27 protein-coding genes and 1 riboswitch are annotated in these 24,988 nt (G+C 60.5%); of the genes, 19 read left to right on the plus strand and 8 right to left on the minus strand.

Annotated features, from left to right (window positions below; all coding sequences use genetic code 11):
• Positions 1-2: 2 nt before the first annotated feature.
• Both dnaN and dnaA read right to left on the minus strand, forming a co-directional pair.
• A complete protein-coding gene (gene dnaN / locus AC1DY9_RS16295; RefSeq protein WP_457281892.1) occupies positions 3-1,109 on the minus strand; it encodes a DNA polymerase III subunit beta in 1,107 nt (368 codons plus the stop codon).
• A gap of 318 nt (positions 1,110-1,427) precedes the next feature.
• Positions 1,428-2,822, minus strand: coding sequence for a chromosomal replication initiator protein DnaA (gene dnaA, locus AC1DY9_RS16300; RefSeq protein ID WP_457281893.1), 1,395 nt, complete (start codon positions 2,820-2,822; stop codon positions 1,428-1,430).
• A 424-nt stretch (positions 2,823-3,246) separates the two neighbouring features.
• On the opposite strand from dnaA, the gene rpmH reads away from it, so the two are divergent.
• From rpmH to AC1DY9_RS16335, 7 genes are all read left to right on the plus strand, one after another.
• A complete protein-coding gene (gene rpmH / locus AC1DY9_RS16305; RefSeq protein ID WP_007862708.1) occupies positions 3,247-3,381 on the plus strand; it encodes a 50S ribosomal protein L34 in 135 nt (44 codons plus the stop codon).
• A gap of 51 nt (positions 3,382-3,432) precedes the next feature.
• Entirely contained in the window at positions 3,433-3,852 is a 420-nt protein-coding gene (locus AC1DY9_RS16310; protein ID WP_457281894.1) for a ribonuclease P protein component, read from the plus strand.
• Complete coding sequence (gene yidD, locus AC1DY9_RS16315) at positions 3,849-4,166, plus strand: membrane protein insertion efficiency factor YidD (protein WP_477667047.1); 318 nt, start codon at positions 3,849-3,851, stop codon at positions 4,164-4,166. The genes AC1DY9_RS16310 and yidD overlap by 4 nt, the downstream gene beginning before the upstream one ends.
• Positions 4,163-5,890 (plus strand): membrane protein insertase YidC, encoded by a 1,728-nt coding sequence (gene yidC, locus AC1DY9_RS16320; RefSeq protein ID WP_457281896.1) that lies wholly within the window; start codon positions 4,163-4,165, stop codon positions 5,888-5,890. The genes yidD and yidC overlap by 4 nt, the downstream gene beginning before the upstream one ends.
• Positions 5,891-6,010: 120 nt before the next feature.
• The gene (gene mnmE, locus AC1DY9_RS16325; protein WP_477667048.1) at positions 6,011-7,423 is read left to right on the plus strand and encodes a tRNA uridine-5-carboxymethylaminomethyl(34) synthesis GTPase MnmE; all 1,413 of its coding nucleotides are present in this window, start codon (positions 6,011-6,013) and stop codon (positions 7,421-7,423) included.
• Between the two features lie 185 nt (positions 7,424-7,608).
• Positions 7,609-8,100 carry a Crp/Fnr family transcriptional regulator gene (locus tag AC1DY9_RS16330; protein ID WP_122954706.1) on the plus strand — a complete coding sequence of 164 codons (492 nt, stop codon included), beginning with the start codon at positions 7,609-7,611 and terminating at the stop codon, positions 8,098-8,100.
• A gap of 248 nt (positions 8,101-8,348) precedes the next feature.
• Complete coding sequence (locus tag AC1DY9_RS16335) at positions 8,349-9,134, plus strand: hypothetical protein (RefSeq protein ID WP_477667049.1); 786 nt, start codon at positions 8,349-8,351, stop codon at positions 9,132-9,134.
• Between the two features lie 126 nt (positions 9,135-9,260).
• Here the strand turns inward: AC1DY9_RS16335 and AC1DY9_RS16340 are convergent, their stop codons facing one another.
• A complete protein-coding gene (locus AC1DY9_RS16340) occupies positions 9,261-9,833 on the minus strand; it encodes an adenine phosphoribosyltransferase (protein WP_457281899.1) in 573 nt (190 codons plus the stop codon).
• 80 nt (positions 9,834-9,913) lie between these two features.
• Positions 9,914-11,908 carry a cation:proton antiporter domain-containing protein gene (locus AC1DY9_RS16345; protein ID WP_457281900.1) on the minus strand — a complete coding sequence of 665 codons (1,995 nt, stop codon included), beginning with the start codon at positions 11,906-11,908 and terminating at the stop codon, positions 9,914-9,916.
• Between the two features lie 116 nt (positions 11,909-12,024).
• Here AC1DY9_RS16345 and AC1DY9_RS16350 point away from each other — a divergent pair, with 116 nt between their 5' ends.
• The 4 genes from AC1DY9_RS16350 to AC1DY9_RS16365 all read left to right on the plus strand — a co-directional run bounded on the left by AC1DY9_RS16350 (position 12,025) and on the right by AC1DY9_RS16365 (position 15,203).
• Complete coding sequence (locus AC1DY9_RS16350; protein ID WP_457281901.1) at positions 12,025-13,017, plus strand: KpsF/GutQ family sugar-phosphate isomerase; 993 nt, start codon at positions 12,025-12,027, stop codon at positions 13,015-13,017.
• A gap of 38 nt (positions 13,018-13,055) precedes the next feature.
• The gene (locus AC1DY9_RS16355) at positions 13,056-13,652 is read left to right on the plus strand and encodes a KdsC family phosphatase (protein ID WP_477667050.1); all 597 of its coding nucleotides are present in this window, start codon (positions 13,056-13,058) and stop codon (positions 13,650-13,652) included.
• A 77-nt stretch (positions 13,653-13,729) separates the two neighbouring features.
• The gene (gene lptC, locus AC1DY9_RS16360) at positions 13,730-14,395 is read left to right on the plus strand and encodes an LPS export ABC transporter periplasmic protein LptC (protein ID WP_457282087.1); all 666 of its coding nucleotides are present in this window, start codon (positions 13,730-13,732) and stop codon (positions 14,393-14,395) included.
• Positions 14,396-14,426: 31 nt separating this feature from the next.
• On the plus strand, positions 14,427-15,203 hold the full coding sequence (locus tag AC1DY9_RS16365; RefSeq protein ID WP_457281903.1) for an SDR family oxidoreductase: 777 nt from the start codon (positions 14,427-14,429) through the stop codon (positions 15,201-15,203).
• A gap of 151 nt (positions 15,204-15,354) precedes the next feature.
• Here the strand turns inward: AC1DY9_RS16365 and AC1DY9_RS16370 are convergent, their stop codons facing one another.
• The 3 genes from AC1DY9_RS16370 to AC1DY9_RS16380 all read right to left on the minus strand — a co-directional run bounded on the left by AC1DY9_RS16370 (position 15,355) and on the right by AC1DY9_RS16380 (position 17,297).
• Positions 15,355-15,822, minus strand: a complete 468-nt coding sequence (locus AC1DY9_RS16370) for an RNA recognition motif domain-containing protein (protein WP_477667051.1) — start codon at positions 15,820-15,822, stop codon at positions 15,355-15,357.
• 639 nt (positions 15,823-16,461) lie between these two features.
• Positions 16,462-16,713 carry a zf-HC2 domain-containing protein gene (locus AC1DY9_RS16375; RefSeq protein ID WP_457281905.1) on the minus strand — a complete coding sequence of 84 codons (252 nt, stop codon included), beginning with the start codon at positions 16,711-16,713 and terminating at the stop codon, positions 16,462-16,464.
• 17 nt (positions 16,714-16,730) lie between these two features.
• Entirely contained in the window at positions 16,731-17,297 is a 567-nt protein-coding gene (locus AC1DY9_RS16380; protein WP_477667052.1) for a sigma-70 family RNA polymerase sigma factor, read from the minus strand.
• Between the two features lie 51 nt (positions 17,298-17,348).
• Here AC1DY9_RS16380 and AC1DY9_RS16385 point away from each other — a divergent pair, with 51 nt between their 5' ends.
• The 5 genes from AC1DY9_RS16385 to AC1DY9_RS16405 all read left to right on the plus strand — a co-directional run bounded on the left by AC1DY9_RS16385 (position 17,349) and on the right by AC1DY9_RS16405 (position 20,819).
• A complete protein-coding gene (locus AC1DY9_RS16385; RefSeq protein WP_477667053.1) occupies positions 17,349-18,005 on the plus strand; it encodes a peroxiredoxin family protein in 657 nt (218 codons plus the stop codon).
• Between the two features lie 171 nt (positions 18,006-18,176).
• Positions 18,177-18,458, plus strand: a complete 282-nt coding sequence (locus AC1DY9_RS16390) for a BufA1 family periplasmic bufferin-type metallophore (protein ID WP_457281908.1) — start codon at positions 18,177-18,179, stop codon at positions 18,456-18,458.
• Positions 18,459-18,549: 91 nt separating this feature from the next.
• Entirely contained in the window at positions 18,550-19,434 is an 885-nt protein-coding gene (gene bufB, locus AC1DY9_RS16395; RefSeq protein WP_457281909.1) for an MNIO family bufferin maturase, read from the plus strand.
• Positions 19,431-20,288 carry an HvfC/BufC family peptide modification chaperone gene (locus AC1DY9_RS16400; RefSeq protein WP_457281910.1) on the plus strand — a complete coding sequence of 286 codons (858 nt, stop codon included), beginning with the start codon at positions 19,431-19,433 and terminating at the stop codon, positions 20,286-20,288. Before bufB ends, AC1DY9_RS16400 begins: the two co-directional genes overlap by 4 nt.
• Before the next feature lie 42 nt (positions 20,289-20,330).
• Complete coding sequence (locus tag AC1DY9_RS16405) at positions 20,331-20,819, plus strand: DoxX family protein (RefSeq protein ID WP_457281911.1); 489 nt, start codon at positions 20,331-20,333, stop codon at positions 20,817-20,819.
• Between the two features lie 45 nt (positions 20,820-20,864).
• Here AC1DY9_RS16405 and AC1DY9_RS16410 read toward each other — a convergent pair whose 3' ends face one another.
• Positions 20,865-22,067 carry an ammonium transporter gene (locus AC1DY9_RS16410; protein WP_457281912.1) on the minus strand — a complete coding sequence of 401 codons (1,203 nt, stop codon included), beginning with the start codon at positions 22,065-22,067 and terminating at the stop codon, positions 20,865-20,867.
• 159 nt (positions 22,068-22,226) lie between these two features.
• Positions 22,227-22,429, plus strand: a riboswitch (yybP-ykoY riboswitch).
• Between AC1DY9_RS16410 and AC1DY9_RS16415 the strand changes: the two genes are divergently transcribed.
• The 3 genes from AC1DY9_RS16415 to metW all read left to right on the plus strand — a co-directional run bounded on the left by AC1DY9_RS16415 (position 22,419) and on the right by metW (position 24,877).
• The gene (locus AC1DY9_RS16415; RefSeq protein WP_457281913.1) at positions 22,419-22,976 is read left to right on the plus strand and encodes a TMEM165/GDT1 family protein; all 558 of its coding nucleotides are present in this window, start codon (positions 22,419-22,421) and stop codon (positions 22,974-22,976) included. Its footprint overlaps the riboswitch before it by 11 nt.
• A gap of 135 nt (positions 22,977-23,111) precedes the next feature.
• The gene (gene metX / locus AC1DY9_RS16420) at positions 23,112-24,272 is read left to right on the plus strand and encodes a homoserine O-succinyltransferase MetX (RefSeq protein ID WP_457281914.1); all 1,161 of its coding nucleotides are present in this window, start codon (positions 23,112-23,114) and stop codon (positions 24,270-24,272) included.
• On the plus strand, positions 24,269-24,877 hold the full coding sequence (gene metW, locus AC1DY9_RS16425) for a methionine biosynthesis protein MetW (protein ID WP_457281915.1): 609 nt from the start codon (positions 24,269-24,271) through the stop codon (positions 24,875-24,877). Before metX ends, metW begins: the two co-directional genes overlap by 4 nt.
• Positions 24,878-24,988 lie beyond the last annotated feature (111 nt).

Consider the following 24,988-nt stretch of genomic DNA (forward strand, 5'->3'; position numbering starts at 1 on the left):
CATTAAATGCGCATCGGCATCACCACGTATTTAAAGGCTGCATCGTCGGGGATGGTCAGCAGCGCGGAGCTGTTGGAATCAGCCAGTTCGATCTTCACCATGTCCTGGTCCATATTGGCCAGCGCGTCGATCAGGTAGGTGACGTTAAAGCCGATTTCGATGGCGTCACCGCCGTAGTCGATGTCGAGCTCGTCGACGGCTTCTTCCTGCTCGGCATTGTTGGAAGCCACGCGCAGGGTGCCGGGTTCGATGTTCAGGCGCACGCCCTTGAACTTCTCGCTGGTCAGGATGGCGGTGCGCTGCAGGCTGGCCAGCAGGGGCACACGGCCCAGGGTGATGATGTTTTTGTGGTTCTTGGGAATCACGCGGTTGTAGTCGGGGAACTTGCCTTCAACCAGCTTGGTGACAAATTCCATGCCTTCAAAGCTGAACTTGGCCTGGTTGCCGGCAAATTGCATTTCGATGGCGCCTTCCTTGTCGCTGAGCAGGCGCTGCATTTCCAGAACCGTCTTGCGCGGAAGGATCACTTCCTGCTTGGGCACTTCAACGTCGAGCGTGGCTGAGGAGAAGGCCAGGCGGTGGCCGTCGGTGGCGACCAGGCTCAGCTGCTTGCCTTCAGCCACAAACAAAATGCCGTTGAGGTAGTAGCGGATGTCATGCACCGCCATGGCAAACGAGACCTGGTTGAGCAGCTCTTTCAAAACCTTTTGCGGCACCGAGAAGCTCGGGCCGAAATTGGCGGCTTCCTGCACCAGGGGGAAGTCTTCAGCCGGCAGGGTTTGCAGGGTGAAGCGGCTTTTGCCGCCCTTGAGGATTAGCTTGTTCTGCGACGACTCGAGCGAGACGGTCTGGTCGCTGGGCATGGAACGCAGGATGTCGATGAGCTTGCGGGCACCCACGGTGGTGGTGAAGTTGCCGGCGTCGCCGTCGAGCTCGGCGGTGGTGCGGATCTGAATTTCAAGATCGCTCGTGGTGAGCTGCAGCTGCGCGCCAGTTTTGCGGATCAGCACGTTGGCAAGGATGGGCAAGGTGTGCCTGCGCTCAACGATGCCGGCCACCGACTGCAGTACCGACAAAACTTTATCCTGGGTTGCTTTCAGAACGATCATGACTTCCTCTGTATATATCTTTAATTCTTTAATTCAAATTAGTAGTAGTAGATAAGGGTGGCGCCCATCTGTGGATAGTGCCATTTTCCCCTTTTTGATCAACCACTTGGCGTTTGTTTAACCATGTGTTCAGACGCCCCTGAACTGCACTGCTGAATATGAACAACTTTCGATTGTCATCTGCTTCTGTGGATAAGCCATGGGTTGTTCAAAAGTTGTCCCCAAAGTTATTGTGAGGGTGGCTGGGCTCTGTAAAACACCGTGAAAACCGGGCGCAAGAGGGTTCGTGGGGTTCATGGGACGCATGGAGGCTGTTCCTCAGCCTTTCAGGGTCTGTTCAAGCACATGCAGCTGCTGGTTGAGCTCTGTCATTTGCTGGCGCTCGGCAGACATCTTGCGCACGGCGTGCAGCACGGTGGTGTGGTCACGCCCGCCAAAGAGTTCACCGATCTCAGGGAGGCTCTTTTGCGTGAGTTCCTTGGCCAGGTACATGGCAATCTGCCGCGGCCGCGCAATGCTGGCGGGCCGCTTCTTGGAATACATGTCGGCCACTTTGATCTTGTAATAGTCGGCGACGGTCTTCTGGATGTTCTCGACGCTGATCTGCCGGTTCTGTATGGAAAGCAGGTCACGCAGGGCCTCACGGGCCAGCTGGATGGAGATTTCCTTGAGATTGAAGCGTGAGTACGCCAGGATCTTGCGCAGGGCGCCTTCGAGCTCACGCACGTTGGAGCGGACGTTCTTGGCGACGAAGAAGGCGACTTCTTCGGGCATGGAGGCGCCTTCGGCTTCGGCCTTGCGGATCAGGATGGCGACACGCATTTCGAGCTCGGGCGGCTCGATGGCGACGGTGAGGCCGGAATCAAAGCGCGAGACCAGGCGTTCGTGGATATCCGTCAAACCCTTGGGATAAGTGTCGCTGGTCATCACGATGTGCGACTTTTTGGTCAGCAAGGCCTCGAAAGCGTTGAAAAACTCTTCCTGGGTGCGGTCCTTGTTGGCAAAGAACTGGACGTCGTCAATCAGCAGCAAATCGAGCGAGTGATAACGCTCCTTGAATTCATCAAAAGTCTTGCGCTGGTAAGCTTTAACCACATCTGAAACAAATTGTTCAGCATGGATGTAGAGAACTTTGGCGGCGGGGTTGTCCGACAGTAATTTATTGCCGATGGCGTGCATTAAATGGGTCTTGCCCAAACCGACGCCGCCGTAGATAAAAAGCGGGTTGTAAAGCTGGCCCAGGCTGCTGGAAACATGCAGCGCCGCGGCCCGGCCCATGCGGTTGGCCGTGCCTTCAATCAGGGTGTCGAAGGTCAGCGCGCTGTTGAGCCGATTCTTGAACGGCGCGCCGGCGGCTTCTTCGGGAACGCCCAGGCCGACGGGCTCAGGAACGCCGGAGCCTTCAAAGCTGCGAACCAAAGATGAAGATTTGGCGGGCGCTTCGCGCGGAGCAAGTGCTAACTCAAGAGGGATGCTTTGCCCGGAAATCTTCTCAAGCAGGGCCGAAATACGGCCGGCATATTGGGCGCGAACCCAGTCCAGTTTGAACCGGTTGCCTACTAAAACGGTGACTTTGGTGAGGTCGGGAGCGACCTCGACAAGCAGGGGTCGGATCCAGGTATTGAACTGTTGTTCAGGTAATTCCTGGGCCAGGTGGTCGACGCAGCTTTGCCACAAGTCCTGGTTCAGGTTTTGGACGGATGCCTCACTCATGGCTGGTTTTGGCTGGGTTGCTGGCCTGGCAAGAGGCGCCCGGCAGCGGTGAGCTGCTTGTGGATATTGTTAATTTTGAGCACCGGCAATTGTAGTCCGGACGGGGAGTTATCCACAAAATAATTGATCCGGGTTTCAACCTATTTTCGGCACTGGTTTGGGGTATGTAGCGACCCGGTTCGCCGCATCTCAGCCTTTACCCCAAATGGGCAGGCTAACTTGTTGCCAGCGTTAGGAAATCTGCGATAATCATGGGTTTCCCTGATTCGCGGCGGGTTTTGCCTGCCTTGAAGACTTGCAGAGATGGTTGTGTTGTACGGCCACCAAGATCATTCGAATCGCCCAAAGCAGTGTGTCTTATAACTAAGGCACGGTAACGGCAAAGGGGAAAGCTTTGTAGCTGACCGGCTAGTAGGACTCAATCATGAAACGCACATACCAACCATCCAAAGTCAAACGCGCTCGTACGCACGGCTTCCTGACCCGCATGAAAACGCGTGGCGGCCGCGCAGTGATTGCTGCACGCCGCGCCAAAGGCCGCAAGCGCCTGGCCGTATAAGCCTGTTTTCTGCTGGCCATTCGCAGTTTTTTAAACTGACGCCTGGCGCTCGTGCAACGGCTTCAAACCCGACCCCAGTTCCAGGCAGTTCTTGCCGGCGCCATTGTTGCAAAGACAACGCACTTCGCATTGCACCGCAATGCGCTGGACGCAAAGCCCGTGCAAGCTGAGCCAGGCAAGCTGGCGGACGTGCTCGCGGCAAAGCCGCTGTTTCCCGTACAGGATGTCTGGCTTGGGGCCATGGTTCCCAAACGCTGGGCCAAACGCGCCGTCACACGTAACGCCATCAAACGACAGATCTACACCGTGAGCGCTGATTTTTCGCATCAGTATCCTCAGGCTGCTTTTGTGGTCCGCTTGCGGCGTGATTTTTCGCGCAAGGAATTCATCAGCGCGACGTCCGAGCAGCTCAAGCTGGCGGTACGCACCGAAGTGCTGGCGCTGATGCAGGCAGGAGCCAAGGCGCCATGAGTTCCGCTTTTGCCGCGCTGGCACCACTTTTCCGTTTGCCGCAAACCCTGCTGATCGGCCTGGTCAAAGGCTACCGTTTGTTGCTCAGCCCGTGGCTGGGCTCAGCCTGCCGGTTTGAGCCGACGTGTTCCGTCTATTCACTGCAGGCCCTGCAGCAGCACGGCGCAACAGTCGGCAGCTACCTCACCTTGCGCCGGCTGGTACGCTGCCATCCCTGGTGCGATGGCGGGCACGACCCGGTGCCGCCTGTTCCCCTCTTTTCCCGCCTGGCCACCCCTGTGGCCTCCACCCCTTCTAAAAAGACGCCGTCATGAACGACATCCGCCGCACCATCCTGTGGGTGATTTTTGGTTTTTCCATGGTCCTTTTGTGGGACCAATGGCAGGTTTATAACGGCCACAAGGCGACCTTTTTCCCGTCAGCAACGCAAAGCGCCAAGGCGCCGGCCGCTGGGTCTGCCGCTTCTGCACCCGCTACCGGCGCAGCAGCTTCTTCGGTACCGGCGCCTCAGGCCGTCGGTGCAACAGCCACCCCAGGCGCCGTGCCTGGCGGCGCACCATCCACCGCAACTTCGGCGACCAAAGAGCGCGTGCTGGTGAACACCGACGTGCTCGCGCTGACCTTTGACAGCGAAGGCGGCACCCTGGTGCATTCGGCCTTCAGTAAGCTCAAGGACATGGCCAATAAGGAAGAGGGCTTTGTACTCCTGGATGAAAGCGCCAAACGTGTTTACGTCGCGCAAACCGGCCTTATCGCCGGCGCCACGGGCGGCAGCAGCTTCCCGACCCACAAGACCCCGATGAAGGCAGTTCCTGGTGAGCGTTCGCTCAAGGAAGGCGTGAACGAGTTGGAAGTGAAGTTCGAATCGGCCGACGTCGGCGGCGTCAAGCTGGTCAAGACCTACACGCTCAAGCGCGGCGTCTACGACATTGCCGTGCGCCACGAGATCGTCAATACAGGCACAGCCGCGGTCGCTCCGCAGCTTTACCTGCAGCTCGTGCGTGATGGCAACCCACCACCCGGCGAGTCGTCGTTCTACTCGACCTTCACCGGCCCGGCTGTCTACACCGAAGCACAGAAATTCCAGAAGGTCGAATTCAAGGACATCGAAAAAGGCAAGGTTGATGTTGAAAAACAGGCGACCAACGGTTTTGTGGCCATGGTGCAGCACTATTTCGCCACAGCCTGGATTCTGGGTGACGGTATCAAGCGCGACCTGTTCTTCCGCAAGGTGGACACCAATCTGTATGCCGTGGGCATGATTACGCCACTGGATAGCATTGCCCCTGGCGCAACCAAGACGGTTGACTCGATCTTTTTTATCGGTCCGCAGGAAGAAAAGTCGCTGGAAGCCTTGGCGCCCGGGCTGGAGCTGGTCAAGGACTATGGCTACTTGAAGATCCTGGCCAAGCCCTTGTATTGGCTACTCGACAAGTTGCACGGTTTTATCCAGAACTGGGGCTGGTCCATCGTGGCGCTCGTGCTGCTGCTCAAGATTGCGTTCTACTGGCTCAACGCCAAGGCGTATGCCAGCATGGCCAAGATGAAGGCGATCAATCCCAAGATCATGGAAATGCGTGAACGCTTGAAAGACAAGCCGCAGGAAATGCAGCAGGCGATGATGAAAATCTACCGTGAGGAAAAAGTCAACCCAATGGGTGGCTGCTTCCCCATCATGATCCAGATCCCAGTGTTCATCGCGCTGTACTGGGTGTTGCTGTCCAGCGTTGAAATGCGCGGTGCGCCCTGGATTTTGTGGATTCATGACCTCTCGGCGCCGGATCCGTTCTTCATCCTGCCGGTGGTGATGACCCTGACCACCATGCTGCAAACGGCGCTCAATCCCGCCCCGCCGGATCCGATGCAAGCCAAGCTGATGTGGTTCATGCCGCTGATCTTCAGCGTGATGTTCTTCTTCTTCCCGGCTGGCCTGGTGCTGTACTGGATTACCAACAATATCCTGTCCATCGCGCAGCAGTGGGTGATCAACACGCGCATGGGCGTGCCGCCGCAGTTCAACCTGCCGAAATTCAAATAAGGCGGACACGGAATAAAAAATTGGGCCGCTTCGCGGCCCTTTTTCTTGGGAAACCGACTTTCGCGGCTGCGCTCCTTACCCAGGCGCCAAGATCTGGTTTGCCCCTTAACATCTACCACCATGCTGGCCCGACACCACGACCCCATCGTTGCTATCGCCACTGCGCCCGGGCGCGGTGCGGTGGGCATTGTGCGGGTGTCCGGCAAGCACATCGCGCCCGTCATCGAAGCGATTTGCGGCCGCCAGCTTCAACCGCGCCAGGCGACCTACCTTCCCTTCAGGGATGCACATGGCGTAGCCATCGACCAGGGACTCGCGCTGCATTTCCCGGCGCCTCATTCCTATACCGGCGAAGACGTGCTGGAGCTGCAAGCGCACGGCGGCCCTGTTGTGCTGCAGCTGTTGCTGGCGCGATGCCTCGAGGCCGGTGCTACACCCGACCCGGTGACAGGCTCGGCGGCCGTGCCGGGGCTGCGCGTGGCGCAACCGGGCGAGTTCACCGAACGTGCCTTCCTCAACGACAAGATCGACCTGGCGCAGGCCGAGGCGATTGCCGACCTGATCGACGCGAGCACTGAAACCGCGGCACGATCAGCCGCGCGTTCAATGTCGGGTGAATTCTCTCTGGCGGTCAACACGCTGCTGGAGCAGCTGATCCATCTGCGCATGCTGGTCGAAGCCACGCTGGACTTCCCGGAGGAAGATATCGACTTCCTGCAGAAGGCAGACGCACAGGGCCAGCTTGAGCGCTTGCAGGTGACGCTGGCCGGCGTGATGCAGCGCGCGGTGCAGGGCGCCTTGCTGCGCGAAGGCATCAAGGTGGTGATCGCTGGCCAGCCGAACGCCGGCAAAAGTTCGCTGCTCAATGCGCTGGCCGGCGCCGAACTCGCCATCGTCACGCCGATTGCCGGCACCACACGCGACAAGGTTTCGCAGCTGATCCAGATTGAAGGCGTGCCGCTGCACGTGGTGGACACAGCCGGCCTGCGGGACGCGCTCGACGAAGTGGAAAAAATCGGCGTTGAACGCGCGTGGGCTGAAATCGCCAGCGCCGACGCGGTGCTCTTCCTGCATGACCTGACCCGGCGTGCCGCCGATTACCTGGCCGCTGACGCACACATCGCAGAAGTACTGAGCCGCGAGCTGCCACGCAACACGCCCATCATCGATGTCTGGAACAAGTCGGACGCGGCTGACGCGGATGTGCTGGGCACAATCAGCGGCGGTGTTCTGATCTCCGCCAAAACCGGCGACGGCCTGCAGGCGCTGCGCAAGCAACTGCTGCACGTCGTGGGCTGGCAGGCCGCCCCTGAAGGTGTGTTCATGGCCCGCGAACGCCACGTGCATGCCCTGCAGCAGGTCGCCGAACAACTCGGGCGTGCCCATGCGCAGATTCGCGCGGGGCACCCTGCCCTGGACCTGCTTGCCGAGGATTTGCGCCAGGCGCAACTGCACCTCGGCGAGATCACCGGTGCGTTCACACCGGATGACTTGTTGGGCGAAATTTTTTCCAGATTCTGTATTGGAAAGTAGTAAACCGGCGACAGGCGGGCCTTGTCTGGGGACAAGCGGTTCCATGCCGCGAAAAATGCCCCAAAACAGTCAAAAATGGGGCTCTGTCGAGGGGAAATTACAACTCCGGATTTCCTGTATCAGGTGTAAGGGGCCGTTAACGTCTCTTGCGGGCTATGTAGTGCGAAGGTATCTTCCGTCCCACTATGAACGCTCCACTACCTGCCGCCATCCGTTTTGACATTCAGGGCCTTGCCCAGGCCATTCTTCACTGCCACGCCAGTGACGCATTGCGCTGTCAATTCAACCAGCCGCATTGGGACATCCTGGCCAGCTACATGCAGCCTTTCGCGCTCAACAGTGGTCAGGTGCTGATGGAACAGGGCGCGCTGGACCGCACGCTGTACTTTGTGGAGAGCGGCACGCTCAGCGTTCATTACGAAGATGAAAAGGCCCGCGTGCGAATGGCACTGGTGGGTGCGGGTACCGTGCTTGGTGAAGGCGCATTTTTCTCGCACATGCCGCGCAGTGCCACGGTCCATGCGTCGACGCCCTGCAAGCTTTGGTGCCTCACCCCGATGCGGTTCCTCGAACTGGCAAACCGCCACAGCCCCATTGCATTGGAGCTGACCATGGCAATGGGGTCGGTCATGGCCAAGCGACTCTATAACCGTCCCAAGCGCGTCGCCGTGACCTGAGCGTCGCCCCTCTCTCGGGTGTACTGGCATCATCAGACAACTGACTCCTTGCCGTAATACTTTTGGGCGTCACAGGCGTTCTCAAAAACGTGACGGGCGTGATTTTTTACCAGACAGTTGCATGGGTGATTCGATAAAGTCGGCAACAGGATTTGCTGCTAAACAACAGCTGAACCGTTTGCGATATTGCTTACAGATTCACTCCGTGCATTGACGGAAAATCAACATTCATCACGAGAACATTGCCCATGTCTTTCTTAAACTGGTTTTCCGACAAACCGCAGCAAGCCAGCGCGGCTGCGAATGACGAACAAAAACGCGCGTCCGTCGGACGCGACAAATTTGCTACGTCCGTACCCCAGCGACTCTCCCCCGAACACCCTGCTCCCGCGGATTCCGGCAAGCTCAAGCGTCACGCCCGCCGCGAGCAGCTGTACGTAGCAATTCGTGAGGCCATGACCCGCTCCGGCGTGCTTTCGGCCAGCTACAAATTCAAAGTTCTTTCGCTCGACCAGAGCGGCAATGAATTCCTGGTCATGATGGACCTGGCAAAAGCATTTGGCGGCACGTCCGAGCAATTGAGTGGAATTGAGGCATCGATCACACAGCACGCCAAAGCGCGCTTTGAGATCACGGTACCCGCTGTGTACTGGCGTCTGGAGGAAATGGCGGTCGTGGTCAAACAGGCCCCGACGCCACCGCAGGCCGTGCAAGCACCTGTTGTACCAGCACCCGTTGTACATGCACCCGTAGTAGCGCACGCTGAAGCCAATGTAGAAACCCGGGCGCCCGTCAAACCCGCCGCCCCGCGCTATGAGCCTATCCAGGCCGACGAGGTTGCCGCCTTCAAGCAAGCTTTGGTTGCTGCGTCTGCACAAGGCCCCGCAGTCGCGCCGGAAAAAGGGGTCAAAGTGCAAAGCGGCCCGCGCTCACGTTCATACACGCTGCTGACGGGCTTTGAAGACACCGAAATGCCGCCGGAATTCAGCACGTCACCAGCGCTGAGCAGCACGCAGTATGGCGATTTGAATTAGGCCGAGCCGGCTTTAAATTTAAGACAAATAGGCTTCAAACCCAATAGGGGCGGGCGCAAGCAGCTATAAAAGTTATAGCTGAACCCGTTCTCTCTCCGGGCAGTTTCCAGAACTGCATCCCGCGGCTCAATGCCCCGAAAAGTCGATCAAGGTGAACAGCGGCAGCCCTGCTGCCCGCAGTTTTTCCGAACCACCGAGTTCCGGCAGGTCAACAATCGCCGCACCTTCGGTGACAGTGGCGCCCAACTTCTCCAGCAGTTTCTTGCCGGCCATCATGGTGCCGCCCGTGGCGATCAGGTCGTCGATCAGCAGCACCCGGTCGCCGGGCTTGACCGCATCGGTATGCAGCTCCACGGTGGCGCTTCCATATTCGAGCTCATAGGTTTCCTGCACGGTCGTGAAGGGCAGTTTGCCTTTTTTGCGTATCGGCACAAAGCCAACATTCAACTCATAGGCGATGACGGCGCCAAGGATGAACCCGCGCGCATCCAGCCCTGCCACGATGTCGGGGCGGAGCTTGCCGTCCATGTAGCGGTGCACAAAAGCGTCGATCAGCACGCGAAAGACCTTGGGGTTCTGCAGCAGCGGTGTGATGTCGCGAAACTGCACGCCGGGGGCCGGCCAGTCGGGCACGGTGCGGATATGGTTCTTCAGGTACTGGCCGACGGTCTGGTGAGTGAGGCTGTGCAGATCAGGCATGGCGTGTCCAAGGTGGGTGGCGCCCATATTGTGCCGTCAGTACCCACGCTGAACGCTTCACGCGACGGGCGGCCCGCTGCTCAGTTGATACGGCCGCGCAGGAGCTTCTCTTCGGCCATGGCCAATGCCTCGGGCTTGCCTGACAGCACCAGCGTGTCCCCGCCCTCCAGCAATGTTTCGTCATGCGCGGCCACTGCCTTGCCATTGCTGCGGCGCAGGCTGACCACACGCACGCCGCCGGCGCCCAGTGCCACCGCACCCAGGGGTTTTCCGGCAGACCTGGTGCCCAGCGGCAATGTGACGTTTGACAGGCGCTCCTGCTCGAGCTCGTTGACGGTGTCGTCGTCGGCGCCGCGAAAGTAGCCTCGCAGCAGGTTGTACCGGGCGTCACGTTGATCCTGCACGACGCGGATCACACGGCGCATGGGCACCCCCACCAGCGCCAATGCATGGCTGGCCAGCATCAGGCTGCCTTCAATGGCCTCAGGTACGACCTCTGTAGCGCCGGCTGCCTGGAGTTTTTCCAGGTCGTGGTCGTCTACCGTCCGCACAATCACCGGCACTGTCGGCGCGTGGGCGCGCGTGTTGGCCAGCACCTTGAGGGCGCTGGCTGTGTCGAGATAAGTTACCACCACGGCGCTGGCCCGGGCCAGCCCGGCTGCCATCAGGGCCTGGAGCCGCACCGCATCACCGAACACCACCGAATCGCCTGCGGCTGCGGCCTGCCGTACCCGGTCGGGGTCGAGGTCAAGCGCCATGTACTGGATGCCTTCGCGCTCCAGCATGTGACCCAGGTTCTGGCCGCAGCGGCCATAGCCGCAAATGATCACGTGTTTGTTGGCATTGATGGACTTGCGTGCAATGGTCGTCATTTGCAGCGATTGCTGCAGCCACTCGCTGGAAACCAGCTTCATCACAATGCGGTTGCTGTACATGATGATGAAAGGCGTTGCCAGCATGGACAGCACCATGCTGGCCAAAATGGGGTTTAACAGTGCGGGTGGCACCAGCTTGCTTTGCTGGGCCAGCGTGAGCAGCACAAAGCCGAATTCGCCCGCCTGGGCAAGATACAGGCCGGTGCGCAGCGATACGCCGGCTGTTGCACCCAGCGAACGCGCCAGCGCGGTAACCAGCACCAGCTTGAAGAGAACAGGCAACGTCGTCAGCAACAGCACCAGCGGCCATCGTTCCAGCACTAGCCGCCAGTCCAGCAGCATGCCGATGCTGATGAAGAAAAGACCCAGCAAAACATCGTGGAAGGGCCGTATGTCGGTTTCGACCTGGTGTTTGTATTCCGTCTCGGAGATCAGCATGCCGGCAATAAAGGCGCCCAGCGCCAGGCTCAGCCCGGCGCGCTCGGTCAGCCAGGCCAGCGCCAGCGTGACCAGCAGCAGGTTGAGCACGAACAGTTCTTCGCTTTTGCGCCGTGCCACGATGGTGAGCCACCAGCGCATGATGCGTTGCCCGCCGGTGAGCAGCAGCCCCACCAGCACGGCCGCCTTCAGCCCCGCGATCGCCAGCGCCATCAGGAGCGCATCGGCGGGCGCGCCCAGTGCCGGAATCAGCACGAGCAACGGCACAACGGCCAAGTCCTGGAACAACAGCACGCCCATGACACGCTTGCCGTGTTCGGATTCGAGTTCAAGTCGCTCCGACAGCAGTTTGACCACAATAGCGGTGCTGCTCATGGCGATGGCACCGGACAGCGCCAGCGCGGTCTGCCAGCCCATCTTCCAGAGACCGGGGGCCATGCTGGCAAGGAACAGCGAGCCCACCGTGGCCAGCACGATGGTCAGCGTGACTTGCAGCAGGCCCAGGCCAAAGACGTGACGCCGCATGGAGCGCAGCTTGGGCAGGTTGAACTCAAGCCCGATCACGAACATCAGAAACACCACGCCGAACTCGCCCAAATGCCTGACGCCGTCGGAATTTTGCGCCAGCGCCAGTGCGTTGGGCCCGATGACCACGCCGACCGCCAGGTAACCCAGCATGGGCGGCAGCTTGAGCGAACGGCATGCCACCACACCCAGCACAGCAGCCAGCAGGTACAGCAGGGTCAGTTCAAGCGCGCTCATGCGTTGATGGTAGCCGAGGATATTGCATGGCCTTGACGATTTGCAGGCGGCAAAGGCCCATTCACGCGGCGGCAGGCCGGCAGGATGGGGCCTGCCCGCCTCTATAGAATGCAGCCATGAGCCTTGACGCCGTGAATTTTGATGCCGAACAGGTGCTGAGCCTAGCCAGGAAGACTTTTGAAATAGAAGCCGCCGCTGTGCTGGGCCTGGTGGGACGGCTGGGCGATGAGTTTGCCCAGGCCGTGGAGTTGATGCTGCAGTGCCGCGGCCGAGTGGTTGTCATGGGCATGGGAAAAAGCGGCCATATAGGCCGCAAGATTGCCGCCACACTCGCCTCCACCGGAACACCTGCCATGTTTGTGCATCCGGCTGAAGCCAGCCACGGCGACCTGGGCATGATCAAGGCCATCGACGTAGTACTCGCAATTTCCAACAGCGGCGAGAGTGCCGAGTTGACGATGATCCTGCCGGTGTTAAGCCGTCAGGGCGTACCGATGGTGGCAATTACCGGGGGCGCACAGTCCACGCTTGCCCGGCATGCACGGGTGACGCTCGACAGCAGCGTGGCGCAGGAAGCCTGTCCGCTCAACCTGGCGCCGACGGCCAGCACGACCGCGCAGCTCGCCCTGGGTGACGCGCTGGCCGTCGCCTTGCTGGATGCGCGCGGTTTCAAGGAAGAAGACTTTGCCCGCTCCCACCCGGGCGGTGCGCTCGGCCGCAAGCTGCTCACGCATGTCAGTGACGTGATGCGCAGCGGCGATGCGGTGCCGCAAGTGCTGGCTGATACCAGCTTCACCGATCTCATGCGTGAAATGAGCGCCAAGGGACTTGGGGCTTCTGCGGTGGTGGACGGCAGCCGGCGGGTGCTCGGTATATTTACCGACGGCGATTTACGCCGGCTGGTCGAAAAAGGCGTGGACCTGCGCAGCAGCAAGGCGGGCGATGTGATGCGCGCCAATCCGCGCACGATACAGCCGGATTCGCTGGCTGTCGAGGCTGTGGCATTGATGGAGCAGCACCGCATCACCAGCGTGCTGGTTGTGGACGACGCAGGGGTGTTATGCGGGGCGCTGAATACCAACGACCTGATGCGCGCAAAAGTGATATGACACTTGCACCCGTTATTTGGCTTGCGGTGAAACGATAGATGCTTACTCCAACACTGAGCTTTCCGCCTGAACTGCTGCTGCGCGCGCAAGGCATCAAGGTGGCATTTTTTGACGTTGACGGCGTACTCACGGACGGTGGCCTGTATTTTTCCGAATACCCCGACGGCCATGAACTGGCTGTGGCGTCAGGTGGTTATCGCGCTTCGGGTGAGATCGTCAAACGGTTCAACACGCTGGACGGCCATGGCCTCAAGTTGCTCCAGAGGGCCGGCATTACTCCCGCCGTCATCACCGGGCGCGATAGCCACGTGCTGCGCGCACGTTTGCAGGCACTCGGCATCACCCATGCCCATTTCGGTACGGAGGACAAACGCCCGGCCGCCGAGCTCACGCTGCAGGCCCTGGGGCTGGACTGGAGCGCTGCCGCAGCCATGGGTGACGACTGGCCCGACCTGCCTGTTCTGTCCCGTGTGGCATTGAGCTGCGCGCCGATCAATGCGCACGCGGAGGTTCGTGCGATGGCCCATCATGTGACACAAGCACCTGGTGGCCATGGCGCCGCACGCGAGTTCTGTGATGTGCTGCTGGTTGCCAGCGGACGCTATGCCGGGCTCCTTCAGGAGTACAGCCAGTGAGCACCGCGGCGAAGAACCGCGGCGCCCTGCTGCACCTGAAAAATGTGTGGCGACGCTTTCTGCGCGTCTGGGACAGCATGGCCATTTACATGCCGCTGGTGATGATGGGGGTGCTGGCGCTGGGTACCTACTGGCTTGTGCGCAACACCCCGATCTTCAGCACGCCGGAAGTGGCCAGGGAGGCGAGCCACGATGTGGACTATTTCATGCGCAAGTTCACCGTCAAGACGTTTGACGACGGGGGCCAGCTCAAGAGCGAAATTTATGGGACAGAGGCCCGGCATTTCGCCGACACCGACATCCTGGAAATTGACCAGGTGCGCATCCGCAGCATTAATGTGGAAAAGCGCATCACGACGGCTACGGCCAACCGGGCCTACACCAACGGTGATGGATCGGAAGTGCAGTTGACGGGCAATGCGGTAGTGGTCAGGGAGGCGAGCCAGGATGCGAACGGGAAGGAAACGCCGCGCATGGAATTTCGCGGTGAGTTTCTTCATGCCTTCCTGAATGACGAGCGCGTGAAGTCGCACAAACCGGTGCTGCTGATTCGCGGCACCGACCAGTTCACCGGTGACACTTTTGCCTACGACAACCTGGACCAGGTGGCCGATCTCAAGGGACGTGTCCGCGGCATTCTCGTCCCGCGTTCCGCGGCCAGCGCTGCAGGTGCTGGTACCTTGCCCACTCTCACGCCTGCACCACCCGTCAATCCGGCAAGCAACGCACCAGCGACCCGCTAACGCGACACTCTCTAATCAACGACTGCCCACCATGTCCAGACTCGTATTTATCACCGGCGCTTCCAGCGGTATCGGTCAGGCATTGGCACTGCGTTTTTATTCTGCAGGCTATCGGCTGGCGCTGGCTGCTCGCAGAACCGCCGAGGTCCAGGCCTGGGCCGAGACCCATGCCATCAGTGCGAGCCGCTACCAGGTCTACGGCGCAGACGTATCCGACATCGACAGCATTGTGTCCGCCGGCGAGGCTTGCATCGCCGCGCAGGGCGTGCCCGATGTGGTGATTGCCAATGCCGGTATCAGCATCGGCATGGACTCCGCGGTGCGTGCTGACCTTGAGGTCATGGCCCGGACTTTTGCGACCAACAATATCGGTGTCGCAGCCACCTTTCACCCGTTCATCGCCGGCATGGTTTCGCGAGGCACAGGAACACTGGTTGGTATTGGCAGCGTGGCCGGCATACGGGGCCTTCCCGGCCATGGCGCCTATTGCGCGAGCAAGGCTGCAGTCATCGCCTATTGCGAAAGCCTGCGCGGGGAACTGCGCCCCAGTGGCGTGAAGGTGGTGACGATTTGCCCAGGTTACATCGACACGCCGCTGACCCGCGAAAACCGCTATGCCATGCCGTTTCTGATGAAGGCCGAGGTATTTGCCGAAAAAGCGTTTGCCACCATCCAGGCGGGGTGCAGCTACCGGGTGATCCCCTGGCAAATGGGTGTGGTGGCCAAGCTGTTGCGTCTGCTGCCCAATGCGGTGTTCGACAAGGCTTTGTCTGGCCGCGCACGCAAGCATCGCCAGGGCGAGAGCTGAGAGCCGGGCGCTTTTGCGCGCTGCGCTATCAAAACAGGAGCTGCTCGCGCCCATTTATTGGGCACTACAAAGCAAAAAGGCTTCAAAACCGAAGTCTTGAAGCCTTTTAAGCGCTCTTCAACCAGAGGCTGAAGAGGGGGTTCTGCAGGGCTTAGTAGCCGCCGCGTCCACCACCGCCGCCACCACCGGAACGGCCACCGCCGCTACCGCCGCCGCCGTAGGGGCTGCGGAAACCGCCGTCGCCACCGCCGCCGGAGCGACCACCGCCGCCACCGCCGTAGCCACCACCGCCGGAACGGTCGCCGCCACCACCACCGTAGCCGCCACCACCRCCGCCGCCGCCGAAGCCGCCGCTACGTGGAGGACGTGCCTCCATGGGACGTGCTTCGTTCACGACAACGCTACGGCCGCCCAGAGGCTGGCCGTTCATGCCGTTGATAGCTGCCTGGGCTTCTGCATCGCTGCCCATTTCGACAAAGCCAAAGCCTTTGGAGCGACCGGTGTCGCGTTCCATCATGACTTTAGCGCTGGTGACAGCGCCAAATTGGCCAAAAGATTGTTGCAGGTCTTCGTCGCGGACCGAGTACGGCAGGTTGCCGACGTAAAGTTTGTTGCCCATGAAGGGACTCCTCTAAAACACAAAAACAAAAGCGATGGGGTCCCGAAAGCACAACAAATCTTGATACGTACCGCTGTAGCGCGCGAAACTGACCGATCACCTAACGTGTGCGAATAGTGACACTCGCACCGGCATATTATGCGTCAGTTATCAAAAAGACAACCAGCTGGCGTTACTGCCTGGGCCTCGCAAGCCCGCATAAACAGGGGCTTCCCGGGTTTGTTTACGATTTTTGTATCGACCTGCCCGCTGACTTGAAGGCCGCGGAGGGTAACCCAAAGCACTTCTATTGAAGATGGCACAACAAAAAGCCCGGGATGAGGTTTTCGCACCAGCTACGCGGGTGTTTAACAATAAAGCGCTATTAGTGGCCCGAATTTACGGCCCTGCTTAATAAGTTAGCGCCTACTGTTTATGGATTTACCAATGAATAGAGGCTACCGGCGCGAAGAAATCAGAGTCGTAAGTTCTCTCTGGACAGCCCTGATGCTGGAAGCGAGGATGTGTCCGTTAAAAGCCATAAGCAGGACAGTTGACGCGCGCGCGGAAGGAAAATAGTTACAAAAAATTGCAATGATTCAATCCGAATCCATATTTATTCGATGAGATGGCGACCGCCTTCGCTCGTTCGGCGGCGCGTTATTTGGGACGAATATCGGGCGGCAATTCGGTGGAGCCAGCCTCGGCAAGATCCGAATAGTTGCGCCACTGCGTCATCGCGGCGCGCATGGTCAGAATCTGGTTCTCAAACTTCGGGCAGGCATCGCAGGCCAGAAGATGCAGCTTGAGCGCAATGTGGTCGGGCAAACGGAGTGCGCGGTCTTCCCGCGCGATCAGCAATGCCGCAGCCTCGCGGCAGGTGCGTCTTAACAGGGTAATGTTGGGTTTCACGTTAAGGGCCGGCCGTGTCAGGTGCTGAGTTTGCCAAACCAGTGGATATTCAGGCACTCCTGCAGGCGCAGGCGTGCCCGATGCAACTGGACATACAGGTTGGTCGGTGTCAGTGAGAGTTCCTTACAGACTTCCTGCGAGGAAAGCTCCAGCCACTCACGCATCAGGAACAGCCGCCCCAGTGCAGGTGGCAGGCGTTCCATGCATGCGTCCAGTACCTGGAAGAACTGAACCTGCTGCAGGGTCTGGTCCGGATTGCCCCAGTCGTTGGGCGGCTCGGTGAAATGCCCGTCGGCCCGGAAAGAGAGCCGGTCGAGCTCGTCACCCTCTTCGTCGCCGTGGGCGTCCGGCACCGCCACCATGCGCGCATTGCTGCGGATCAGGTCAATGACCTTGTGCTTGAGAATGCCGACAAGCCACGTCTTGAGCTGGGAGCGGTTGCCGAAAGACTGCGGCTTGGATAAAGCCGCCAGCAACGTTTCCGACACGGCGTCCTCGGCCCATTCATCGTTGCGCAGCTGCAGGCGCGCAAAACGAAGGAGATAGACGCGGTGTTCAACCAGCTGCTCTTCAAAAGTAGGCATGGCCGGAAGTCTAGCCGCACGCGGCCGCCTTGCCAGAAAAAATCGGACGAAATGCGTAAGGACCGTGGCTGGGCTGCGACTACTACCCAATACACCACCGCCAAGGACATCGCCATGAGCCCGACCGAACACACGTTTTCCCAAACCGCCAGCCGCCAGCCCAACGGAATTTACGGGCGGGCCTTGCTCTTGTCTCTTGCGTCCCTGATGTCAATTGCATCAGCCATCGCCCAAGTCCCGGCAGCTGCCAGGGCCGCAAGCGCACCTGCCCCCGCGATGGTGCCCGCCGCCGTGCCGCAGATCGAGGGCAAGACGATTGAGGGCGCACCCTTCAGGCTGGCTTCGCTGAAGGGCAAGGTGGTGCTGGTGATGTTCTGGTCAACCGGCTGCGCTGTGTGCCGCGACAAGATGCCTGAGCTGCGAAACAACTACGAGGGTTGGGCAGGCAAACCTTTTGAACTTGTCGCCGTCAACACCGACTCGCGCATGCAGGATTTCCTCGATTACGAACGCATCATTTCCCGCACCATTCCCGTGAAGCAGCGGTTTGTGCAGCTGTGGACAGGTGACGGCGGCTACAAAGACAACATCGGCAAGCCCCTGCAGCTGCCGGCCGCATTTCTCGTCGACAAGACAGGTAATGTGGTCGAGCGCTATGTGGGCCGCATCCCTCCCGAAGCCTGGGATCGCATCGCCGATTTGCTGTAGCAAAAGCAGGCGTGGGCTAACGATCCGGTCCGGCGCAAAAAAATTTTTTGGCACGCGTAAGAAAACCGGAGCGGGTCAGACTAATTCGCAACCACACAGAAAAACAAAAAAATTCTGCCGTGGTTGTTTTATTCAACTTTCACACTTCACGAATTAACAGGAGCTTTCACCATGAACCAACGCGCCATGATTGCCGCCGCTGCAGCCTCCCTGCTGTCCACCATGTTCGTCGCAGCGCCCGCCGCCGCCCAGGAAAAAGAAAAGTGCTACGGCATCACTACCGCCGGGCAGAACGACTGCGCCAACCTGAGCGGCACGCACTCCTGCGCCGGCCAGTCCAAGGTCGGCGCCGATGCCAACGAATGGAAATATGTTGCCAAGGGCACTTGCGCCAGCATGAAGGGCATGACCGCAGAGCAGGCCAAGATGAAGGCCATGGAAAAGAAGAGCTGAGCACGCATCTTTGCCAAGGCAAAAAGTCGGGCATGCCGTGTAGCCGGCAGCCCCTCTAGATCCCTTCCGCCAGACCAGCACAGCATTCACCATGTCCCCCTCACATCACACGGGCACTGCCACCTGCGGGATCGGCTGGCGGCACCCCCATTACGGCGAGCTGCTGGAGTCCTTGCCTGATGTGGATTTCATCGAGGTCCATTCCGAGAATTTTTTTGCGGAAGGTGGTGCCGCGCTGGCCGTGCTGAGCCAGGCGCGTGAACACTATCCTGTCAGCCTGCACGGTGTCGGGCTGGCCCTGGGTTCGGTCTGCGGCATCGATGCCTGGCATCTCGATCAGCTGGCCCGCCTGGTGGCACGCATCGAGCCAATCCGCGTTTCCGACCATGCCTGTTTTGCGCGAGGCGCGTCGGCGGGCCGCGAGCTCCACGCCGCGGACCTGCTGCCCCTTGCCTTCAACAATGCGGCGCTGGACGTGATCTGCGCCAACGTGCAGCGCGTGCAGGACCGGCTGAAACGGCCGCTGCTGGTGGAAAACCTGTCGGCCTATCTGCACTTCAACAGTTCGGATCGCGAGGAGACCACATTTCTTCGTGAGCTGGTGGCGCGCACGGGTTGTGGCCTGCTGGTCGACGTGAACAATATCTATGTCAATGCGCTCAACGCTCGCCTTGCCGGCAACGAGGCCGACCCATTGGCCGCTTGCCTGAATTGGCTGGAGCAGATTCCGCCCGGCTGCGTGGGTGAACTTCACCTGGCCGGCCATCATGATGGCGGTGACATCGTGATCGACGATCACGGCAGCCGCGTGTGCGCCGACGTCTGGCAGATCTATCGTCGCGCCCGGCAGCGCTTTGGCAGCGTGCCGGCGCTGGTGGAATGGGACACCGACATTCCGCCGTTGCAGGTGCTGTTGGAGGAAGCCGTACACGCGCGAAGCATCACGGCAGGCGCTCCGCAGGCGGTGAGCGCATGAACGGAATCGACATGCTGGCCCGGCAACAGCAAGCATTGCTGCACGCCCTGCTGGGCGAGCGCGACGACAGCGGCCTCTGGTCTCACCTTCAGCCAGGAGGGGCTTATGCACCGCTGGCGCGCCGGGGTTTGCAGGCCTACCAGGCCAACGGGCTGGCGTTGGCGGAACGGGCGCTGGGCGCGGCCTATCCGGTGCTGGCGCAGCTGATCGGGGGCGAGAGTTTTGCGGCGCTGGCGCGGCATTTCTGGCTGCGCCATCCTCCCTGCCGGGGCGACATGGCTTGCTGGGGCGATGCGCTCGCGGCTTTCCTGGAGGCCGCCCCGCAACTGGCGGACGAACCCTACCTGGGCGACGTCGCCCGCGTTGAGTGGGCGCTGCACCAGGCAGCGACAGCCGCCGACGCCCGGCCCGATCCGCGTTCTTTTGCCCTGCTATCAGAGGCTGATCCTGCAGAGATCACGCTGACCTTGGGCGCCGGTGTTTTTCTGCTGGCCAGCGGTTATCCGGTGGCCAGCATTGTCAACGCCCACCTGCTGGGCGAGCCTGCGTTGGCTGAGGCGGCTGCGTTGCTGCGCGCCGGCGCGGCGGAGCACGCGCTGATCTGGCGGCAAGGCTTCAAGCCTCGTGCGTGCGCCGTCACTGCGGCTGAATATGCCTTGCTGGCGGCGCTTCAAGCCGGGCGCTCGCTGGAAGCTGTGCTGGGGAGTGCACTGGAATGTGCGCCGAGCGGCGCGATGGAATCCACAGCGGCGTTCAGCTTCGAAAACTGGCTGGGCCCGGCCGTGCAAGATGGCCTTGTCACGGGGGCGTACCGATTGACGCATCTGAATTCCCGGCCGGTTCGTGCCGCTTAGCGCAGTTCTTTTAATTTTCATAACAACCCAAGGGGAACATCCATGAACACCGTCAACACCGCCCATGCAAGTCGAGCAAGCGTTTTGCAGCGCGGCCTGGGCCTGTGGCGCCTGCTGACACGCTTGCTGGATTCGTTCCAGCCGCTTGCAGCCCTGCTGGCCCGGTTGTACATCGCGCAGGTCTTCTTTCTCTCGGGCCTGACCAAGCTGAGGGACTGGGAAATCACCGTAGCCCTCTTCACCGACGAGTACAAAGTCCCTTTGCTGCCGCCCGCTTTGGCCGCAGCCATGGGTACTGCAGGCGAGATCGCCTTGCCGGTTCTGCTCGTGCTGGGCCTGGGAGGGCGGTTTTCGCCCCTGGGGCTGTTCGTGGTGAATGCCGTGGCGGTGATCTCGCTCAGCGAGATTGCGCCGGCCGCCCTGCAGCAGCATGTGTTCTGGGGCTCGCTGCTGGCGGGGCTGGCCATTTACGGCCTGGGCCCATGGTCGCTGGACCGCTGGGTGGTACAACGCCTTCAACGCGGACATTAATAATGAAATAGGGCTCTCGCAGGGCTCTATCCCAGCTTCATCCTCTCACCAGTTGACTTCGCGATCCGGTGTGGCGCCAATGCGGTGGACGGACAAATCCGCACCTTCAAATTCTTCTTCCTGACTCAGCCTGAGGCCCATCGTGGACTTGAGGGCGCCATAGACAGTAAAGCCCGCCAGCAGCGCCCAGGCCACGCCCATGGCGCTGCCCAGCAGCTGGGCGCCAAAGCTCACACCGCCCAGCCCCCCCAGGGTCTGGTTGCCGAAGATGCCGGCCGCGATGCCACCCCACAGGCCGCACAAGCCATGCAGCGGCCAGACGCCCAGTACGTCGTCAATCTTCCATTTGTTCTGCGTCAGCGTGAACATCACGACGAACACGCCGCCGGCGACGCCGCCCGTCACCAGCGCGCCCAGCGGATGCATCAGGTCTGAGCCTGCGCATACCGCCACCAGACCGGCCAGCGGCCCGTTGTGCACAAACCCCGGGTCATTCTTGCCAAACACCAGGGCGGCGAGTGTGCCGCCGACCATGGCCATCAGGGAGTTGACGGCGACCAGGCCGGAGATTTTGTCGATGGTCTGTGCGCTCATCACGTTAAAGCCGAACCAGCCCACAGTGAGGATCCAGGCACCCAGGGCCAGAAAAGGAATGTTCGAAGGCGGATGGGCCGACACTGCGCCGTCCTTGCGGTAGCGGTTGCTGCGCGCGCCCAGCAAAATCACCGCCGGCAAGGCCAGCCAGCCGCCCACGGCGTGAACCACGATGGAGCCCGCGAAATCATGAAACTCCGCACCGGTCAGCGATTTGATCCAGGCCTGCACCCCGAAGTGCTGGTTCCAGACGATGCCTTCGAAGAAGGGGTAGACGAAACCGACGATGACGGCGGTCGCGATGAGCTGCGGATAAAAGCGCGCCCGCTCGGCGATGCCGCCCGAAATAATCGCTGGAATGGCTGCGGCAAAGGTCAGCAGGAAAAAGAACTTGACCAGCTCATAGCCGTTTTTGGCCGCCAATTGCTCTGCGCCAACGAAAAAATGGGTGCCGTAGGCTACGCCATAGCCCACCATGAAATACACCACGGTGGATACCGAGAAGTCCACCAGGATCTTGACCAGGGCATTGACCTGGTTCTTTTTGCGAACCGTGCCCAGTTCCAGAAAGGCAAAACCGGCGTGCATGGCGAGCACCATGATGCCGCCCAGCAGGATGAACAAGGCATCTGAGCCCTGTTTTAGTGCTTCCATAAGTCCCTCTTCAAATGAAATTGCTATTTATTGGTGCGATTCCAGAAAAATTCCCATAATCGCACCAAATACAAGCAAGAAATGCGCCTCAAGTGTGCGAGCGAACAACTGTGCGCACCATTTCAGTCTGAAAGCGCTTGGACGCCCGCCGATATAATGAAAGCTGTCATTGGGGAGTAGCCAGCCTTTCAATCCTGAAAGGGGCTTGCGTCAACAGACTTGTCCTTGGAACCTGTTCTTCTGGACATGGCGCAAGCGGTCTTCGGATCACGCGAGACCTTTGACTACACAGCCTCCGCTTCAGGCCGGGGATGCCGTGCAGTCATGGGTTTTCGGCCGGAGTTTTTTTGAATGGAAGCTTTCCTCGTCTCAACGGGCATCGTCGCCCTCGCCGAAATGGGCGACAAGACGCAACTCCTCGCGCTTATCCTCGCTGCCCGCTTCAAGAAGCCCTGGCCCATCGTCTCCGGTATCTTTGTCGCGACCCTGGTCAACCACGCATTGGCCGGCGCCGCCGGCGCCTGGGTCACCACGCTGATCGGCCCTCAAATGCTGCGCTGGATCCTGGGCGCCTCGTTTCTGGCAATGGCGGCGTGGATGCTGGTGCCCGACAAGCTGGACGCGGACGAGGAGGAAAAGCCGCCGCGCTACGGCGTGTTCTTCACCACCGTGCTGGTCTTCTTCCTGGCGGAAATGGGCGACAAGACACAGATCGCCACCGTGATGCTGGCCGCGCGCTACGACGCCATCGTCAGCGTGGTCGCGGGCACCACCCTGGGCATGATGCTGGCGAACGCGCCGGTGGTCTGGCTCGGTGAGCGCGTCACGCGCCTGGTGCCGCTGCGCGCTGTGCACATTGTGTCGGCGATCATCTTTGCGGGCCTGGGCCTGGCTGCGCTTTTGATGTGACCCCGGCTTGCTATACTGTCCACAGCGCCGATTTGCTCAGCTTGCGGGCGCTTAAAAAGTACAGCTAAAGACGACATCCAAAAACCCGGACTCGCTTTAGCGATGCCGGGTTTTTTGTTTTCAGCAGGTGATTTTTTGACACTTATTGCCACCCCGCTCAGCATGCATTTCGTTGAGGCGCTACCGCTGCAGAGCGGCGCGTCAATACGCGCCTACGACCTGAGCTATGAGACCTACGGCGAGCTCAACGCCGACAAATCCAACGCCGTGCTGATCTGCCACGCGCTCAATGCCTCGCACCATGTGGCGGGCGTGTACCTCGATGCGCAGGGCCAGCCGATAGCCAAATCCGAAGGCTGGTGGGACACCATGATCGGCCCCGGCAAGCCGGTCGACACTGACCGCTTCTTCGTCATTGGCGTCAACAATTTAGGCTCCTGCTTCGGCTCCACCGGGCCCATGCAGCCCAACCCCGACACGCAGGAGCTCTACGGCGCCGACTTCCCCGTCGTCACAGTGCAGGACTGGGTCAGCGCCCAGGCCCGCCTGCTGGACCGCCTGGGCATCCAGACCCTGGCCGCCGTGATGGGAGGCAGCCTGGGCGGCATGCAGGCACTGGCCTGGACGCTGCAATACCCCGACCGCGTGCGCCACGCCGTGGTGGTGGCCAGCGCGCCCAACCTCACCGCCGAGAACATCGCCTTCAACGAAGTCGCCCGCCGCGCCATCGTGACCGATCCCGATTTTCACGGCGGCCATTTCTACCGTCACGGCGTGCTGCCCAAACGCGGCTTGCGCATCGCCCGCATGATCGGCCACATCACTTACCTGAGCGACGACGTGATGAACGAGAAGTTCGGCCGTCAGTTACGGCAAGCGGTAGCCGAGACGGTGAATGCCGATGCCCCCTATAAATACACGACGCAAGACATCGAGTTCGAAATCGAAAGCTACCTGCGCTACCAGGGCGACAAATTCAGCGAGTACTTTGACGCCAACACCTATTTGCTGATTACCCGCGCGCTCGACTACTTCGACCCAGCCCGGGTGTATGGCGGCAACCTCACCCAGGCGCTGGCCCATGTGACGGCCAGGTTCCTGCTCGTGAGTTTCACCACCGACTGGCGCTTTTCCCCCGCGCGCAGCCGCGAAATCGTTAAGGCGCTGCTCGACAACCAGCGTGATGTGAGCTACGCCGAAATCGACGCACCGCACGGCCATGATGCTTTTTTGCTGGAGGATGACCGCTATCTCGGTGTGGTGCGTTCCTACTTCCAGAGCAAGGTGGCCGTATGAACCTGCCCGTCGAACTCAATGTGCAGCCTTCGGCCGATATGTTGTCGATCGCCCGGCTGGTGCCCCACGGCTCCCGCGTGCTTGACCTGGGCTGCGGCACCGGCGAGCTGCTGGACTACCTGATCCGTGAACGCGGCTGCTCGGGCTACGGCGTCGAGATCAACGACGCCAACGTCCAGGCCTGCGTGGCGCGCGGCGTCAACGTGATCCAGCTCAACCTGGAAGCGGGCCTGGCGCTGTTTGGCGACCGCTCGTTTGACGTGGTGCTGCAGATCGACACGCTGCAACACCTGCACAACGCCGAAACCATGCTGCGTGAAACCGCGCGTGTAGGCCGCGCCGGCATCGTCGTGTTTCCCAACTTCGGCCACTGGCCCAACCGCCTGGCTGTTGCGCGCGGCCGCATGCCGGTAACGAAGGTGTTGCCTTACCAGTGGTATGACACGCCCAACATCCGTGTCGGCACGCTGCAGGATTTTGAAGCGCTTGCGCTGCAAAACCAGTTGCAGATCCTGGATTCCTTCGGCTTGCAGGATGGCCGCGAAGTCCGCTTTTGGCCGAATGCCCGTGCCAGCCGGGCGGTTTTCAAGTTCCAGCGGAGTTAGGATTGGCGCAAGGACGCGCTCTGGTGTTAGTATTCGCGCATCGGGATTTCAGCCTCCCGAATCTTCACAGATAGACGGTGTCCCGTCCAAGCGCTGGCAACTCATTGGAGT

It is taken from the genome of Polaromonas sp. P1_F6, assembly GCF_056405695.1.

Bases quoted from the DNA above. Each gene is read 5' to 3' on its own strand.
- dnaN (WP_457281892.1), bottom strand. From the start codon at position 1,109: ATGATCGTTCTGAAAGCAACCCAGGATAAAGTTTTGTCGGTACTGCAG.
- dnaA (WP_457281893.1), bottom strand. From the start codon at position 2,822: ATGAGTGAGGCATCCGTCCAAAACCTGAACCAGGACTTGTGGCAAAGC.
- rpmH (WP_007862708.1), top strand. From the start codon at position 3,247: ATGAAACGCACATACCAACCATCCAAAGTCAAACGCGCTCGTACGCAC.
- yidD (WP_477667047.1), top strand. From the start codon at position 3,849: ATGAGTTCCGCTTTTGCCGCGCTGGCACCACTTTTCCGTTTGCCGCAA.
- yidC (WP_457281896.1), top strand. From the start codon at position 4,163: ATGAACGACATCCGCCGCACCATCCTGTGGGTGATTTTTGGTTTTTCC.
- mnmE (WP_477667048.1), top strand. From the start codon at position 6,011: ATGCTGGCCCGACACCACGACCCCATCGTTGCTATCGCCACTGCGCCC.
- AC1DY9_RS16330 (WP_122954706.1), top strand. From the start codon at position 7,609: ATGAACGCTCCACTACCTGCCGCCATCCGTTTTGACATTCAGGGCCTT.
- AC1DY9_RS16335 (WP_477667049.1), top strand. From the start codon at position 8,349: ATGTCTTTCTTAAACTGGTTTTCCGACAAACCGCAGCAAGCCAGCGCG.
- AC1DY9_RS16340 (WP_457281899.1), bottom strand. From the start codon at position 9,833: ATGCCTGATCTGCACAGCCTCACTCACCAGACCGTCGGCCAGTACCTG.
- AC1DY9_RS16345 (WP_457281900.1), bottom strand. From the start codon at position 11,908: ATGAGCGCGCTTGAACTGACCCTGCTGTACCTGCTGGCTGCTGTGCTG.
- AC1DY9_RS16350 (WP_457281901.1), top strand. From the start codon at position 12,025: ATGAGCCTTGACGCCGTGAATTTTGATGCCGAACAGGTGCTGAGCCTA.
- AC1DY9_RS16355 (WP_477667050.1), top strand. From the start codon at position 13,056: ATGCTTACTCCAACACTGAGCTTTCCGCCTGAACTGCTGCTGCGCGCG.
- lptC (WP_457282087.1), top strand. From the start codon at position 13,730: ATGGCCATTTACATGCCGCTGGTGATGATGGGGGTGCTGGCGCTGGGT.
- AC1DY9_RS16365 (WP_457281903.1), top strand. From the start codon at position 14,427: ATGTCCAGACTCGTATTTATCACCGGCGCTTCCAGCGGTATCGGTCAG.
- AC1DY9_RS16380 (WP_477667052.1), bottom strand. From the start codon at position 17,297: ATGCCTACTTTTGAAGAGCAGCTGGTTGAACACCGCGTCTATCTCCTT.
- AC1DY9_RS16385 (WP_477667053.1), top strand. From the start codon at position 17,349: ATGCGTAAGGACCGTGGCTGGGCTGCGACTACTACCCAATACACCACC.
- AC1DY9_RS16390 (WP_457281908.1), top strand. From the start codon at position 18,177: ATGAACCAACGCGCCATGATTGCCGCCGCTGCAGCCTCCCTGCTGTCC.
- bufB (WP_457281909.1), top strand. From the start codon at position 18,550: ATGTCCCCCTCACATCACACGGGCACTGCCACCTGCGGGATCGGCTGG.
- AC1DY9_RS16400 (WP_457281910.1), top strand. From the start codon at position 19,431: ATGAACGGAATCGACATGCTGGCCCGGCAACAGCAAGCATTGCTGCAC.
- AC1DY9_RS16405 (WP_457281911.1), top strand. From the start codon at position 20,331: ATGAACACCGTCAACACCGCCCATGCAAGTCGAGCAAGCGTTTTGCAG.
- AC1DY9_RS16410 (WP_457281912.1), bottom strand. From the start codon at position 22,067: ATGGAAGCACTAAAACAGGGCTCAGATGCCTTGTTCATCCTGCTGGGC.
- AC1DY9_RS16415 (WP_457281913.1), top strand. From the start codon at position 22,419: ATGGAAGCTTTCCTCGTCTCAACGGGCATCGTCGCCCTCGCCGAAATG.
- metW (WP_457281915.1), top strand. From the start codon at position 24,269: ATGAACCTGCCCGTCGAACTCAATGTGCAGCCTTCGGCCGATATGTTG.